General features: G+C 65.8%; 10 protein-coding genes and 1 pseudogene. 4 read left to right on the forward strand and 7 right to left on the reverse strand.

Annotated features, from left to right (window positions below):
* Window positions 1-35 precede the first annotated feature (35 nt).
* The 3 genes from ACREXZ_RS21765 to ACREXZ_RS21775 all read left to right on the forward strand — a co-directional run bounded on the left by ACREXZ_RS21765 (window position 36) and on the right by ACREXZ_RS21775 (window position 1958).
* Complete coding sequence (locus ACREXZ_RS21765) at window positions 36-752, forward strand: ArsR/SmtB family transcription factor (RefSeq protein ID WP_431766187.1); 717 nt, start codon at window positions 36-38, stop codon at window positions 750-752.
* Between the two features lie 115 nt (window positions 753-867).
* Window positions 868-1254, forward strand: coding sequence for a RidA family protein (locus ACREXZ_RS21770; protein WP_431766188.1), 387 nt, complete (start codon window positions 868-870; stop codon window positions 1252-1254).
* A gap of 23 nt (window positions 1255-1277) precedes the next feature.
* A complete protein-coding gene (locus tag ACREXZ_RS21775) occupies window positions 1278-1958 on the forward strand; it encodes an aspartate/glutamate racemase family protein (RefSeq protein ID WP_431766189.1) in 681 nt (226 codons plus the stop codon).
* An 18-nt stretch (window positions 1959-1976) separates the two neighbouring features.
* Here the strand turns inward: ACREXZ_RS21775 and ACREXZ_RS21780 are convergent, their stop codons facing one another.
* The 7 genes and pseudogenes from ACREXZ_RS21780 to ACREXZ_RS21810 all read right to left on the reverse strand — a co-directional run bounded on the left by ACREXZ_RS21780 (window position 1977) and on the right by ACREXZ_RS21810 (window position 12759).
* Entirely contained in the window at window positions 1977-4058 is a 2082-nt protein-coding gene (locus ACREXZ_RS21780) for an FAD-dependent oxidoreductase (RefSeq protein ID WP_431766190.1), read from the reverse strand.
* 118 nt (window positions 4059-4176) lie between these two features.
* Window positions 4177-4461 carry a hypothetical protein gene (locus tag ACREXZ_RS21785; protein ID WP_431766191.1) on the reverse strand — a complete coding sequence of 95 codons (285 nt, stop codon included), beginning with the start codon at window positions 4459-4461 and terminating at the stop codon, window positions 4177-4179.
* 418 nt (window positions 4462-4879) lie between these two features.
* Window positions 4880-5008: pseudogene (locus tag ACREXZ_RS21790) on the reverse strand (RES family NAD+ phosphorylase); the annotation flags it as partial.
* Window positions 5005-5460, reverse strand: coding sequence for an antitoxin Xre/MbcA/ParS toxin-binding domain-containing protein (locus tag ACREXZ_RS21795; protein ID WP_431766192.1), 456 nt, complete (start codon window positions 5458-5460; stop codon window positions 5005-5007). The pseudogene ACREXZ_RS21790 and the gene ACREXZ_RS21795, both read right to left, overlap by 4 nt.
* 213 nt (window positions 5461-5673) lie before the next feature.
* Entirely contained in the window at window positions 5674-6579 is a 906-nt protein-coding gene (locus ACREXZ_RS21800; protein WP_431766193.1) for a transglutaminase N-terminal domain-containing protein, read from the reverse strand.
* Window positions 6576-9161 (reverse strand): circularly permuted type 2 ATP-grasp protein, encoded by a 2586-nt coding sequence (locus ACREXZ_RS21805; RefSeq protein WP_431766194.1) that lies wholly within the window; start codon window positions 9159-9161, stop codon window positions 6576-6578. The genes ACREXZ_RS21800 and ACREXZ_RS21805 overlap by 4 nt, the downstream gene beginning before the upstream one ends.
* A gap of 157 nt (window positions 9162-9318) precedes the next feature.
* Complete coding sequence (locus tag ACREXZ_RS21810) at window positions 9319-12759, reverse strand: DUF2126 domain-containing protein (protein WP_431766195.1); 3441 nt, start codon at window positions 12757-12759, stop codon at window positions 9319-9321.
* A gap of 245 nt (window positions 12760-13004) precedes the next feature.
* On the opposite strand from ACREXZ_RS21810, the gene ACREXZ_RS21815 reads away from it, so the two are divergent.
* Entirely contained in the window at window positions 13005-14129 is a 1125-nt protein-coding gene (locus tag ACREXZ_RS21815; RefSeq protein ID WP_431766196.1) for a zinc-binding metallopeptidase family protein, read from the forward strand.
* Window positions 14130-14141 lie beyond the last annotated feature (12 nt).

Consider the following 14141-nt stretch of genomic DNA (forward strand, 5'->3'; position numbering starts at 1 on the left):
CCTCCTCTATGATGGATGGATCGAAGGAGACGGACATGTGCCCGCAACCGAATATCGCATCCACAGCGTTCCTGATCGCCGACCCCGCTCGCGCGAACATGCTGATGGCGCTCGTCGCAGGCCGGGCGCTGCCGGCCGGCGAGCTCGCCTATGCCGCCGGCGTGACCGCGCAGACGGCCAGCACGCATCTCGCCAAGCTGCTCGATGGCGGGCTCGTCACCGTCGAAATCGAGGGACGGCATCGCTACTACCGGCTATCCGGCCCGCATGTCGCGCTCGTGCTCGAAAACCTCGCCGCGATCGATCCCGTCGCACCGGTGCGCCGCCGGCCGCTCGGCCGCGAGGCGCAGAACCTGCGCTTCGCGCGCTGCTGCTACGACCATCTCGCGGGACAGGTCGGCGTGGCGATCGCGCAGGCGCTGCAGCTACGCGGCTTCATCGTACCCGCAGCGGACAAGCGTTTCGATGTGACGCCCGCGGGCACCGCATGGTTCCGTCAACTCGGCCTCGACATGGACCGGCTGCGCGGCACGCGTCGCGGGCTCGCGCGTCAGTGTCTCGACTGGACCGAACGCGAGCACCACCTGGCCGGCCCGCTCGGCGTGCAGTTCATGAGCGCGCTGTGCGAGAACGGCTGGATGCGCCGGGTGTCGGCGTCGCGCGTCGTGCAGGTGACGCCCGTGGGGTGGGCGGGATTGAAGGCGGAGCTGGGAATCGAGGGAAGGCTGGGGGAGTTGACCCAGGGGCGGTAGGGGTGGGTTTGAAGACTCCTGCATGCTGCGACCAGCATCGATCCGCTGCATAATTCCGTTCACGTTAAGCCATGCACGATGCCATCCATCGATTTTCAGACAACGGAGTCACGTAGTGAGACAACTCATCAGTTCAGGCTCGACCTTCGAAGAGCAGATCGGTTATTCGCGCGCAGTGGTTTCTGGAGACTGGGTCTTTGTTTCGGGTACGACGGGCTTCGACTACGCATCGATGACGATCTCGGACAGCATCGTCGAGCAAACCGACCAATGCCTGAAAAATATCGAGGCGGCTCTTCATCAGGCAGGTTCCGACCTGCGGGACGTCGTCCGCGTCACGTATGTGCTGCCTGACGGCTCTGAGTTCGAGCAATGCTGGCCCGTGCTGAGAAAGTATTTCGGAACGGTACGTCCCGCAGCGATGATGATTTCCGCGGGCCTCGCCGATCCACGCATGAAGATCGAGATCGAAGTCACGGCGCTGAAGCACTCCGGGACGTGATCCACCTCGACACCGGAGCCTCTTTGCCCGCCACCCCTGCCCGCATCGCCTGCCTGCACACCGCGCACAGCAACATCTCATTGTTCGAGCGCGCCGCCGCTGCTGCCGGCCGTCCGCTCGCGCTGCGACACGAGGTCCGCGCCGATCTGCTCGAACGCGCGGAACACGCAGGCGCGATGACGCCCGACCTCGCCGCCGAGACCGAACTCGCGCTGCGCGCGCTCGCCGGCGACGCGGACGCAGTGCTTCTCAACTGCTCGACGCTTGGTCCCGCCGCCGATGCGTTCGCCGCAAGCTCGACCGTACCGGTCTTGCGTGCCGATGCCGCGCTCGCGCAGCGTGCGGTGGCGCAAGGCGAAGGCGGCACGGTCGTCGTGCTGTGCACGGTGCAAACGACGCTCGTCCCCACGACCCGCACGTTCGCCGACGCGGTGGCCGCGTCCGCGTGGCCCGACACGTCGGTCGACGTGCGTCTCATCGATGGCGCGTGGGCCCGCTTCAAGGCCGGCGATCTGCCCGGCTACCTCGCATCGATCGCCGAGGCCGCGGACCAGGCCTACGACAGCGGCGCGCACATCGTCGCGTTCGCGCAGGCATCGATGGCCGATGCCGCGACGCGGTTGCATAACGGCCGTGGCCGCATCGCGCTCGACAGTCCCACCGCTGCCATCGAAGCCCTCGTCGCCGCACTCGCCGTGCGCTAGCGCGCGACGGCATACCGATCACTCCCTGCCCGACCGCGTGATCAGTCGGGTGCTTCGCTGATAGGTCAGAAACGCCCAGATCCAGTCCAGAAGCACGGTCATCCGGTTACGGCCACCGACCAGAAACGCGATGTGAGCGGCGCCCCAGAACCACCATGCGGGCGCGCCCCACAGCCGCATTCCGCCGATCTCGGCGACAGCAGCCTGTCGACCGATCGTGGCGAGACTCCCAACGTGAGCGTAGCGAAATGGCGGTGGTACAGCACGGCCTCTGAGCGACGCATCGATGACCCGGGCAACGTAGGCCCCCTGCTGTTTGGCTGCTGGCGCAAGCCCCGGCACCGCTGCTCCATTCCACCCGGTTGAAAGCGCCGTATCTCCTATCGCGAAGACCCCGGGTCGACCGGGTACGGAAAGGTCCGGGTCGACGCATAACCTTCCAGACGAATCGGCGGCGACTCCGAGCCACTCGGCTGCAGGCGATGCCGCGACACCCGCTGCCCATAGCACCGTCCGCGCAGCGATACGTTGCCCACCGAAATCGACTCCTTCGCCGTCGATCGATGTCACCCGCGCACCCAAACGCACATCGACACCCAAAGTCCTGAGCGAATGCTCTGCCGCCGCTGACGACGCCGCTGAAAACGCAGGAAGGATGCGGGGTCCGGACTGCAGAAGGATCACGCGTGCAGTCGCGGGATCGATCGCGCGATATTCGTCACCCAGGCCATGACGGGCCAGTTCAGCGATGGCCCCGGCCAGCTCGATACCCGTAGGGCCACCGCCAACGATCACAAACGTAAGCCACGCGACCCGAGCGGGCTCATCGGCGGCATTCTCCGCTTCCTCGAACGCGCGAAGCAGACGGCCGCGTATGGAGGTTGCGTCTTCGACGCTCTTGAGCCCCGGTGCGAACGACGCCCAGTCATCCCTGCCGAAGTAGCTATGTCTCGCGCCAGTGGCCATGACCAGGCGATCGAATTTCACGCGAAGCGTGTCGATCAGCACTTCGCTGGCCGCGAAATCAACGCCGGTCACCTCGCCCAAACGGACACGCACATTGCGCTGACGACGGAACAGACTTCGGATAGGCGCCGCAATTTCGGCGGGCGACAGCGCGGCCGTTGCAACCTGATAGAGCAGCGGTTGAAACAACTGGTGATTGCGCTGGTCGATCAGCGTGATCTGGCAATTGGTATGTCGAAGACCTCGAACAGCGGCGACGCCACCGAACCCTCCACCCACGACGACGACATGCGTCAGCGCGCTCTGCGCATCCTGCTGGCCGCGTTGAAGCCAGCGGCGCAAGCCTAGATCGAGTAACTGATCGATCGACAACACGCCTGCACCCGACGCCGCAAACAAAAGCAGCAACAGAAGGATCGCGGCGCGATCGTCCATCGACATCGCGACGCCGGCCAGTGGAATCGTCAAGGCGACCACGAGCGCGGCACCACGCGTCGCGGCACCAAGCAAAAGCGCACCTTCGATGACGAGTGCCCACCACTGCGGCCGGATCAGCGCCGACGTGGCATCGCCAAACATCGCGAACGGCAACGACGAAGCATAAAGCGCGGTGAGTGGTGTGATTGCCAGGAAGAGACCGGCACGAATCAGCAACTGCATCACCGGTGTCACGAAGCGGGTGATCCATTGGTACAGCTGGCAGATCATCCGCAGCGGACCGAACGGACTCGACGCCATGCCTCGGGCGAGCAGATGATCCACAGAAAATGCACCCGGCCCGTTCACGACGACCCAGGCTAGCAGCGCAAGCCTGGCACCGATGGCACCTGCCGCAAGGGGACTGGACGCATCCACGGCCATACTCATGACGAGAATGACCGCAACAGGACGCGTGAACAATCCGACGCTCAGCAGCAGTGGCAACACCCCCTGTGTGGCAGCTTCGACGGCCGATGGCACGCGCAGGATCGCGGTCGCGTGTGCGGCATTTCCGTCGGTGGCCATCTCCATGACGCGATGTACCAGCACGACCTGCCCAAACCAGAGCCTCGCCAGGAAAAGCAGCAGCGGCACGCAGAGCGAGCGACTGGCAACGCAGAAGCCGGCAATGCGATCGAAAGTGTCCCGGATCATAGCGGCGCTCACACGGAAGCGAACGTGAGGAAAGCCAGGCGCGTCCACACGTCTGACGAATGCGACCGGGCAGGTTGGCGGGCGGGATGCGCGGTGCCCGACAATCTGCCTGAGCTAGTTACTGCACGGTCTTTGCAGGCATTCCATCATCGGCCCGTGGCATACCGTGCATGTCCATATCGGACATTGGCGGCTTCTTTGTCATGTCGCCATGAACCCGGTTCCACGGGCTTGAAACGGGCTCGCCGTGGTAGGTCATCCCTGCGGTTGCCGCGCCGTGAGCGCCACCGCTGCCATTTCCACCGTTGCCATTGCCTCCAGCCTGCGCATACGTCGCAGCGCACGCGCAGAGTGAGACGGCAGCGACACGGGCGAGCAGAATTCTAAACGTCGACTTTTCCATGATGTTTCTCCTGCGAGTTCGGCGCGTGCCATGGCAGCGTCGAAGTCTGGTGCACCGCTAGAGTGACTGTTGAAAGACGTATTGCGCAGCGGAGAAGCGCAACCCGCTGCCCCGCGTTCGGACCGGCCAGAAATTTGCCTCGTCCCGGCGCCGGGCATGGTCGTAAGTCGCAGTTCGGCACCGAAAATGACAGAGCCGGGATGAATTGGCTTTGTTCGTTCGGCAGGTGCGCGCGCACATTGAAGAGGAGAAAATAGAAGCATTGCGGAAGCAAACGTAACGGCAGTCCCGCCGTTACTCCCCGGTGCGTTGCGCACGAGGATTTCAGAGCCCCCCGCTTCCGCGCGATTTCAGTCTTTCACTTCCGACCTTCGAGATTTCTGACCTTGCTTCGTGAGAATGGCCTTCCACTACGTGGCAAGGTCAGGGCGGGGTGCTCCGCGAAATAGACCACGGGCTGCCCGGCGTAGTGCCACCACCCGGATGCGCGCAGCCCGCCGATGCCTTTCAGGTCGGCGTAGTTACTGATTCTCCAGAGCCACATCAGGCGACGTAACCTTCATCGATCTGGATCAGCGCCTCCTCCACCAGACGCGCGCCGTGTTCCGTGCTCGCCATGTCGAGTGCCGATCTGCCACCGAAACGGACGAGGTCTGCACGCAGCCAGGTCATCGCCTTGTCCGGTGAGCCGAAGGCCGCCGTCGCCTGCGCAAGAATCCTCGCGAGCCGGATCGCCTTGTCCGATTCGTCGGCCGACAGACATTCCTGATGCTGCCGGCGATGCGTGAGGGTGCGACGCGGGATAATGAACGCCAGTTCATCCGATTTCAGCCCATGTTCGGACAGGCGGTCGATCAGGCTGACGTCGACCCGCGCGCTGGCGAGTTCGGCGAGATCGGCACCGGAGCGCACGCGCGCATCCAGCAGCTGCTCGAGCATGCTGAATTCGGTGCTGCGGGGATCCGCTGCGCCGGTCGGCTTGAATGCGATGGTCGACATACACACCTCGTTTGGCAATTTGCCCAGTTATTGCAGGCATTTTGCCGAAACTGGGCAACCCGATCAGGCCGGCGCGGCACCGCCTGACCTTCCTCTCGCGCTTCGAAGCCCGGCGTCTTTTCACCCGCTTATCCCAAACTCGGTCTACTGTGTTTTGAGCGGCGCCTGCCCTTGCCGATGTTCCATCTCGTGAGCAGCAGCGTGACTGCGCCCTCACAGCGCCAGCACGCTAACCCCCACCTCCACCTGATGCGCCCCACCGCCGAGAATCATCCCGCGCAGCAGCGACACATCGCTATAGTCGCGGCCGGTGGCAAGCGTCACGTGATCAAGGTCCGCGAGCACGTCGTTGGTCGGATCGAGATCGATCCAGCCGCTCGCCGGACAATGCACCGACACCCACGCATGCGACGCATCGGCGCCGATCAGCCGCGGCTGTCCCGGCGGCGGATCGTTGCGCAGATAGCCGCTCACGTAGCGCGCCGGCAGCCCGAGCGAACGCAGACAACCGATCATCACCTGCGCGAAGTCCTGGCACACGCCGATGCGTAGCTCGAACGCACGCGCGGCGGGCGTATCGAAAGTCGTCGTCGCGGGCTTGTACTCGAAGTCCGCGTGAATCCGGTGCATCAGGTCGATCGCGCCGACGACGAGCGGCATGCCCGGCGCGAAGCTCTTCAACGCGTAGTCGCGCAGCGCGGACAGCAGCACGATGTTCGGCGACGCAAAGCAGAACTCCGACTCCGGCAGAAACGCGCTGCCCGCGCGAAACCGCAGCCGCTCGGCGACCGTTTCCCACGGCGGCGTCGCGACCGGGTCGAGCGCGTGCCAGCGCGGCGACAGCTCGACCACGGTCTCGCTCGTCATCTGCAGCGACTCGTGCGGCGCGTCGAGCGAAAAATAGAGCACGTCGTTGCCGAACGCGTCGATGCGGCTGTTCAGATAGGACGGTGCCGGCTCGATGTGCTCCTGGTGCGACACGACACGCTGCCACGGACACGCGAGCGGCCGGATCGTCGCGAGATGCTGCGCGGTTTCGACCGGCGTCGAGTAGTGGTACGCGGTGCGGTGCGACACCGCGAGCACCGTTGCGCCAGTTGAACCCATAGCGGCCGTCATGCGGACACCTGCGCGGACGGCGTGCTCGCGTGGCTGAAATAGCGTCCGCTGATTTCGTTCGATGCCGCGACGACATGCCCCGTCAGCCGGTCGCATAGATCGATCAGTAACGGATAGCCGCCGTCCGCATCGGTTTCGCACAGCTGCTCGAGCGTCGGCAGCGACGTGACCGGCGGCATCAGCTCGGCGAACGGCATGCGCCGCGTGCTGCCCGCAGCCGCCGCGATCTCGTCGAGCTTCGTGCGCAGCCGCGTATAGACACCGTACAGGCCGCGCGGATTGGTCTGGTCGACGACCAGCATATCGATCAGCGCGGGCATCTCGAAGCGGCCCGGATACAGCGAGCGGTACGTGAGCGTGCAGTCGAACAGCGGCAGCAGCAGATCGAAGCCCACGGGTTTGCCGAGCGTGCCCTGGCCCGCGATCGTGCGCAGGAACGTCGACATCGTCGCGATGCGTTCGATATGCCGGCCGACGAACAGCAGTCGCCACGCTTCGTCGCGCATCATCCGGTCGCCCTGGGCGCCGCTGATCGCCGACAGTTGCGTGGCGAGATATTCGAGCGCGTCGGCGAGCATCACGCGGTCGTAACGTCCGACGCCGCTCGCAAGCGCAATGCGATGCAGCGAATCGCGGAAGTCGTTGCGCGCGGCGAGAATCGTGCGCCAGTGATCGTTCGACAGCCGTCCACGGACTTCGCCGCACGCGCGCGCCTGGCTCGCGAGGTTCTGGCCGATGCTGGTCGCGGCGCCGCTCTCGTTGAGCCCAGCCACCAGCACGCGCTCGAACGCCTGCGGCGAGGTATGCGCGAGCGTATCGACCGATGGAATCAGCCCGCACTGCGACGCGAGTTCGACTAGCGTCGCGAACATCGCATCGGCGTCGCTGCCTTCAAGCGAACCGAGGATCAGCCGGCACAGGCGCACGTTGTTCTCGGCGCGCTCGCCATAGCGGCCGGCCCAGAACAGGTTCTCCGCCGCGCGGCTCGACACCGTGCGATGCTTGCGTGCGAGGTCGCCGGGTTTCATCGGCGAAGGCAGCAGTGAGAACGTCGAGCCGGCGTGGCTCGACAGCACCCACGTATCGACGCTGCTGCCGCCGTGCTGCATCGACACGGTCGCCTGGCGCTCGGCCGCGAGTCGCGTGAAGCCGCCCGGCAGCACGCTCCACTCGCCGTCGAGACCGGCAATCGCATACGCGCGCAACACCGAGGGCCGGCCGCCGAGCGTGCCCTCTTCGTAGCGCGGCGTGCTCGAATACGGCAGCGGTGCCTGGATCGTGAACGTATCGGGCGCGGCGTCGATCCGCGCGCGCCAGTCGGCAAGCCGCTGCGCACCCGATGCGATGCCCTGCGGCGCGACCTGGTCCGGGCCTGGCCACGTCGGCAGCACGAAACCGGTGTCGCGCTGCGAGAACGCCTCGTCGCGCGCCGCCGCTTCGCCGCACCACCACGTCGGCACCGACCGCAACGCGAGCGGCTCGCCAAGCAGCGTCTGCGAGATGGCCGGCAGGAAGCCATGCAGTGCCGGTGATTCCGCGAAGCCCGCGCCCGGCACGTTCGACACCATTACGTTACCCGCGCGCATCACCTGCAACAGACCGGGCACGCCGATCGTCGAATCGGCGCGCAGTTCGACCGGATCGCAGAACGCGTCGTCGAGGCGGCGCAGCACCGCGTGCACGCGCTCGAGTCCCGCCAGTGTTTTGAGATAGAGCCGGTCGTCGCGCACCGTGAGGTCCTTGCCCTCGACCAGCGTCACGCCGAGATAGCGCGCGAGAAACACGTGCTCAAAATAGGTTTCGCTGAACGGACCCGGCGTGAGCAGCGCGATGTGCGGCTCGCCGCGCTCGCCGTCGCGCATCGTCGTGCGCGCGGCCTGCGCGAGCGTTGCGATCAGCTGCGAATACGACGGCGCGAGACGACTCACACGCATCGCGCGGAACGGGTCGGCGAACAGGCTGGATACGATCAAGCGGTTTTCCAGCGCGTAGCCGAGCCCCGACGGCGCCTCCGTGCGATGCGACATCACCGCCCACGCGCCGTCCGGCGCACGCGTGAGATCGACCGCGACGATCTGTAGATACTGGCCCGACGCGGGCGCAAAGCCGCGCACCGCGCGCAGGTAACCCGGATGACCGAACACCAGTGCGGGCGGCAGTAGCCCGCGCTGCAACAGCGTCTGCGGGCCATACGTGTCGGCGACGATCGCTTCCATCAGCCGTGCGCGCTGCGCGACGCCGCGCGCGATCGCGGCCCATTCGTTTTCGTCGATCAGGAACGGCAGCAGGTCGAGCGCCCACGGCCGCGGTTCGCCCTTGTCGGCGTAGACGTTGTAGCTGATGTCGTTGTCGCGGATCTGTTGCGCGACCGATGCAATCCCGTGATCGAGGCCTGCTATGCCTTCTTCGCCGAGCAGCTCGAAGAACTGCCGCCACGAGCCGCGCAGTGCGCCGTTCGTATCGCGTAATTCGTCCCAGTGGCCCTCTCTGACCGGCAGCGCGCGGAGCAGCGCAAGCGCATCCGCGTGCGGCGCGGCAATCTCGAAAGGCAGGGTCGATTGAGATTGAGATTGAAAAGCCAAGGTCGTGTCGCTTCGAAGGGTTCGTTATACGGTTGCGTGTTCTGCCCTCGCCTTATTGCGATACCAATTGCTATCGCAATAAGGCGAGGGCAGGCGACCGGTGCGGTTCGCACGCCGGTCCGGGCATACAGAGTCCGGACCGGTGTGCGGGCGCGCGTCAACGATAGCGCAGGTCGAGCGTGAACGGAAACTCCAGGCTGCGCTCGCGCGGTTCGACGATGGACGCGCCTGGCGTGTGTCCCATCGCAAAAAAGCGCGCGCGGCGCCGGCTTTCGGCTTCGTACGCGTTGACCGGGAACGTGTCGTAACTACGCCCGCCCGGATGTGCGACATGATACTGGCATCCGCCGATCGAGCGGCCGGTCCATGTGTCGATCACATCGAATGTGAGCGGCGCGTGGACGTCGATCGTCGGATGCAGCGCGGTCGGTTGCTCCCATGCGCGGAAGCGCACGCCGGCCACATGCTCGCTGACGCGGCCCGTCGGCTGCAACGGCAACGGCACGCCGTTCACCGCAATCACGTGACGGCTGCCGTTCAGCCCGAGCGCCCGCACCTCCAGTCGTTCGACCGACGAATCGACGTAGCGCACCGTCCCGCCCGGCGAGCCCTCCTCGCCCATCACGTGCCACGGTTCGAGCGCGGTGCGCAGCGTCAGCTCGATGCCGCTGGTCTGCAATTCGCCGACGAGCGGGAAGCGGAACTCGAAGTGCGGCGCGAACCATTCGCGCTCGAACGCATAGCCCGCGTGACCGAGGTCGTCGAGCACGTCGTCGAAATCCATCTGCACGAACGTGCCGAGCAGGAAGCGGTCGTGCAGCTCGGTGCCCCAGCGCGTGAGCTTCGCGGTGTACGGCGTGTTCCAGAACCGCGCGACCAGCGTGCGCAGCAGCAGTTGCTGCACGAGGCTCATCCGCGCGTGCGGCGGCATCTCGAAACCGCGCAGCTCCAGCAGACCGAGCCGGCCGGTCGGACCGTCGGGCGAATAGAGCTTGTCGATACAGAACTCGGCGCGATGTGTATTGCCCGAGACGTCGATCAGGATGTTGCGCAGCGTCCGGTCGATAAGCCACGGCGGCAGCGCGGCGCTCTCGCGGCCGCCAAGCAGATCGATCTGATGCTGCAGTTCCTTGAACGCGATCTCGAGTTCGTAGAGCTGGTCGTTGCGTGCCTCGTCGACGCGCGGTGCCTGGCTCGTAGGCCCGATGAACAACCCCGAGAACAGATACGACAGCGACGGATGGTTATGCCAGTACGTGATCAGACTCGCGAGCACGTCGGGGCGCCGCAGGAACGGACTGTCGGCCGGCGTCGCGCCGCCGAGCACGAAGTGATTGCCGCCGCCGGTGCCCGTGTGCCGTCCGTCGACCATGAACTTCTCCGGGCACAGATAGATCTCGTGCGCGGACTGGTACAGAAACTCGGTATGGTCGACGAGCTGATCCCAGCTTGCCGCCGGATGGATGTTCACCTCGATCACGCCCGGATCCGGCGTGACCTGCAGCACCTTCAGCCGCGGATCCCGCGGCGGCGGATACCCTTCGACGATGATCCTCATCTTCAGGTCCGCTGCGGTCGCCTCGACGGCTGCGAGCAGGTCGAGGTAGTCGTCGAGCGCGACGACCGGCGGCATGAACACGTGCAGCATCTTGTGGCCGCTGCCGAACTCGGCGGTCTCCACTTTTGGACCGGCCGCGCGTGCGGGGTCGCGGACTTCGACGCAGATCGCGGTGCGCAGCAGTTCTCTGGCAGATTCACCGTGCGCGGGTGGGTGTTCGTGCGAGTGGGCGGCCGTAGAAGCTGCGTCGCCCTTTGCACCGTTCGCACCGTCACCGCGCGCGGCATCCGCCGCATCGCTCAACCCGTCGCCGCGATACTGCATCCGCAGTTCGGTCGCGCTGCGCAGCGGCGCCGGCGGCGCGAACGGATCGTGCTCGTGAATCCACGGATAGTCGGCCTTCGATACCCACGGCAGCGAATCGAGCGGCAGCCGGTAACCCATCGGCGAATCGCCGGGGATCAGAAACATGCGGTCTTCACGGAAGAACCACGGGCCGCTGACCCAGCGGCTGGGCTCCATCCTCGATGCGTCCTCGCGCCCGAGCGGCAGCACGTAGCCGGTCACCGAAGGCAACCCCGCGTCGAACACGCGACGCAGCCGTACGCGCTCCAGCTCGTCGTCGAGTCGCGAATCGAATGGGTCGACGTTGACCGGCAGCCGGCGTTCGCGCCACAGGTAGTAAAAGACATCCTCGTAGCCGGGCAGCACGTGCTGCGCGTCCACCGACAGCTTGCCCGCCAGATGACGGATGAAGCGCCCCGCGTCGTCGGACGTGCGCGTGTCGGGGTCGCGCTCGTCGGCGAACAGCGACGGGTCTTGCCAGCATGGCTGGCCGTCGGCGCGCCAGTACAGCGACAGCGCCCAGCGCGGCAGTTGCTCGCCCGGATACCACTTGCCCTGACCGATGTGCAGGAAGCCGTTCGCGCCGTAGCGCGCGCGCAGCTTGTCCATCAGCGCGACGGCGTAGCCGCGCTTCGTGGGTCCGAGCGCATCGGTGTTCCATTCGTCCCCGTCGCGGTCGCGCACCGACACATAGGTCGGCTCGCCGCCCATCGTGAGCCGCACGTCCATGTCCTTGAGCTGCGCATCGACGTGCGCACCCATCTGTTGCACCGCGTCCCACGTTGCTTCGGTATAGGGCTTCGTCACGCGCGGCGTTTCGAGCACCCGCTCGATCGTCATCGTGTGTTCGAACTCGACTTCGCACTCGTCGACCGCGCCCGAGATCGGCGCCGCGCTGCCCGGCTCCGGCGTGCACGCGACCGGGATGTGGCCTTCGCCCGCGAGCAGCCCCGAGGTCGGATCGAGGCCGACCCAGCCGGCGCCCGGCAGATAGATTTCGCACCACGCGTGCAGGTCGGTGAAGTCGACTTCGGTGCCGCTCGGACCGTCGATCGCCTTGGTATCGGGCGTGAGCTGCAGCAGATAGCCGGACACGAAGCGCGCCGCGATCCCCAGCTGGCGGAACGTCTCGACCAGCAGCCAGCCCGAGTCGCGGCACGAGCCCGAACCGTTGACGAGCGTTTCCTCCGGCGTCTGCACGCCCGGCTCCATCCGGATCAGATAGCCGATGTCCTGCTGCACCCGCTGGTTCAGCTCGACCATAAAATCGATCGTCCTGCGCGGCGTCAGGTCGATACTCTCGACGAACTTCGCGAAGCGCGGCGTCGGCTCGCGCTTGACGAGGTACGGCGCGAGCTCGTGCTTCAGTTCGTCCGGATAGGTGAACGGAAACTCCTCGGCGTCCGGTTCGAGGAAGAAATCGAACGGGTTGTAGACGGCCATCTCGGCGACAAGGTCCACCGTCACCTTGAATTCGCGCGTAGGCTCCAGGAACACGAGCCGGGCCTGATAGTTCGCGAACGCGTCCTGCTGCCAGTTCACGAAATGCTCTTCGGGCTCGATACGCAGCGAGTACGACACGATCGGCGTACGGCAATGCGGCGCGGGCCGCAGCCGGACGACCTGCGGCGACAGCGCGACCAGACGGTCGTAGCGGTAGTGTGTGACATGGTTCAATGCGACTCTGATGGACACACCGGACTCCTCGGTAAAAAAGCGATAAGCGATTCCTGCCGTCGCGACGCGGCGCCCGGCTACATCACCGGCGTCGCGCGGCCGCGCCCCCGCCGATGATGCCTGCGTCGCGCGGGAAAAGCATGACAAGTGTGAAAACACGTGGGTGCGGCATGAAGCTTGCGACGACCTTGCGGGTCGATACGCAAACCCGGTGAACCCGGCGAACCCGACGCCGGCTCCTCTCCCCCTTTCCGGTCAAATGAATGAAAACGTTCCACTGCAACCGATGCGACCAGATGGTCTTCTTCGAGAACATCCGCTGCGAGCGTTGCGACGCGCTGCTCGGCTACGTTCCCGAATCCGGCGAGATCAGCGCATTCGAAGACGCCGGCGACGGTCGCTGGCGCAGTCTTGATCCGCAGGCGAACGGCGCGCTGTTCCGGCAGTGCCACAACTACGCGGTCGAAAACGTCTGCAACTGGATGATCCCCGACGAATCGCCGGACACGCTGTGCCGCTCGTGCCAATTGACGGACACGATCCCGAATCTCACCACGCCCGACAACCGGCTCTACTGGTATCGGCTCGAGACCGCGAAACGGCGGCTGCTCTATACGCTCGCGGCACTCGGGCTGTCGGTGCGGTCGCGCGAAACCGATCCGCAGTACGGACTGCAGTTCCGCTTTCTCGAAGCGGACCCTGGCGGCGCCAGCGTGACGACCGGACACGACAACGGACTCATCACGCTCGACATCGCCGAAGCCGACGACGCCAACCGCGAGCGCACCCGTTCCGCGCTCGGCGAGCCGTACCGCACGCTGCTTGGACATTTCCGTCATGAGTCGGGCCATTATTTTTTCGATCGCCTGATTGCCGGCACACGCTGGCTCGAACCGTTTCGCAAGTGCTTCGGCGACGAGCGCACCGACTACGCGCAGGCGCTCGACCGCTACTACCGCGAAGGCGCGCCCGCCGACTGGGCGGCGCGCTCCATCAGCGCCTACGCGACGATGCATCCGTGGGAAGACTGGGCGGAAACCTGGGCTCATTACCTGCATATCGTCGACACCCTGGACACCGCCGTCTCGTGTGGCCTCTGGCTCGTCCCCGACAGCCCGCACGAGCCGACGCTGACCGACCACACCCCCGTCGAGGAAACCAGCTTCGATAACCTGATGAAACGCTGGTTTCCGCTGACCTATGTACTCAACAGCCTGAACCGCAGTCTCGGACAGCAGGACGGCTATCCGTTCACGCTCGCGCCGCCGGTCGTCGACAAGCTGCGCTTCGTGCATCGGGTGATCGCGGCGGGTGAACGGGTGACAGCGCCGGTGCAGGTGCAGGTGCAGGCGCCCGCAATGCAACCGCAACCGCCCGCCACCCCGTAACCCTCCGCGACG

Source organism: Paraburkholderia sp. (genome assembly GCF_050742655.1).
Classification (GTDB): domain Bacteria; phylum Pseudomonadota; class Gammaproteobacteria; order Burkholderiales; family Burkholderiaceae; genus Paraburkholderia.

Coding starts and splice junctions, on each gene's coding strand:
- ACREXZ_RS21785 (WP_431766191.1), bottom strand. CDS start 4,461: ATGGAAAAGTCGACGTTTAGAATTCTGCTCGCCCGTGTCGCTGCCGTC.
- ACREXZ_RS21800 (WP_431766193.1), bottom strand. CDS start 6,579: ATGACGGCCGCTATGGGTTCAACTGGCGCAACGGTGCTCGCGGTGTCG.
- ACREXZ_RS21795 (WP_431766192.1), bottom strand. CDS start 5,460: ATGTCGACCATCGCATTCAAGCCGACCGGCGCAGCGGATCCCCGCAGC.
- ACREXZ_RS21815 (WP_431766196.1), top strand. CDS start 13,005: ATGAAAACGTTCCACTGCAACCGATGCGACCAGATGGTCTTCTTCGAG.
- ACREXZ_RS21780 (WP_431766190.1), bottom strand. CDS start 4,058: ATGATCCGGGACACTTTCGATCGCATTGCCGGCTTCTGCGTTGCCAGT.
- ACREXZ_RS21765 (WP_431766187.1), top strand. CDS start 36: ATGTGCCCGCAACCGAATATCGCATCCACAGCGTTCCTGATCGCCGAC.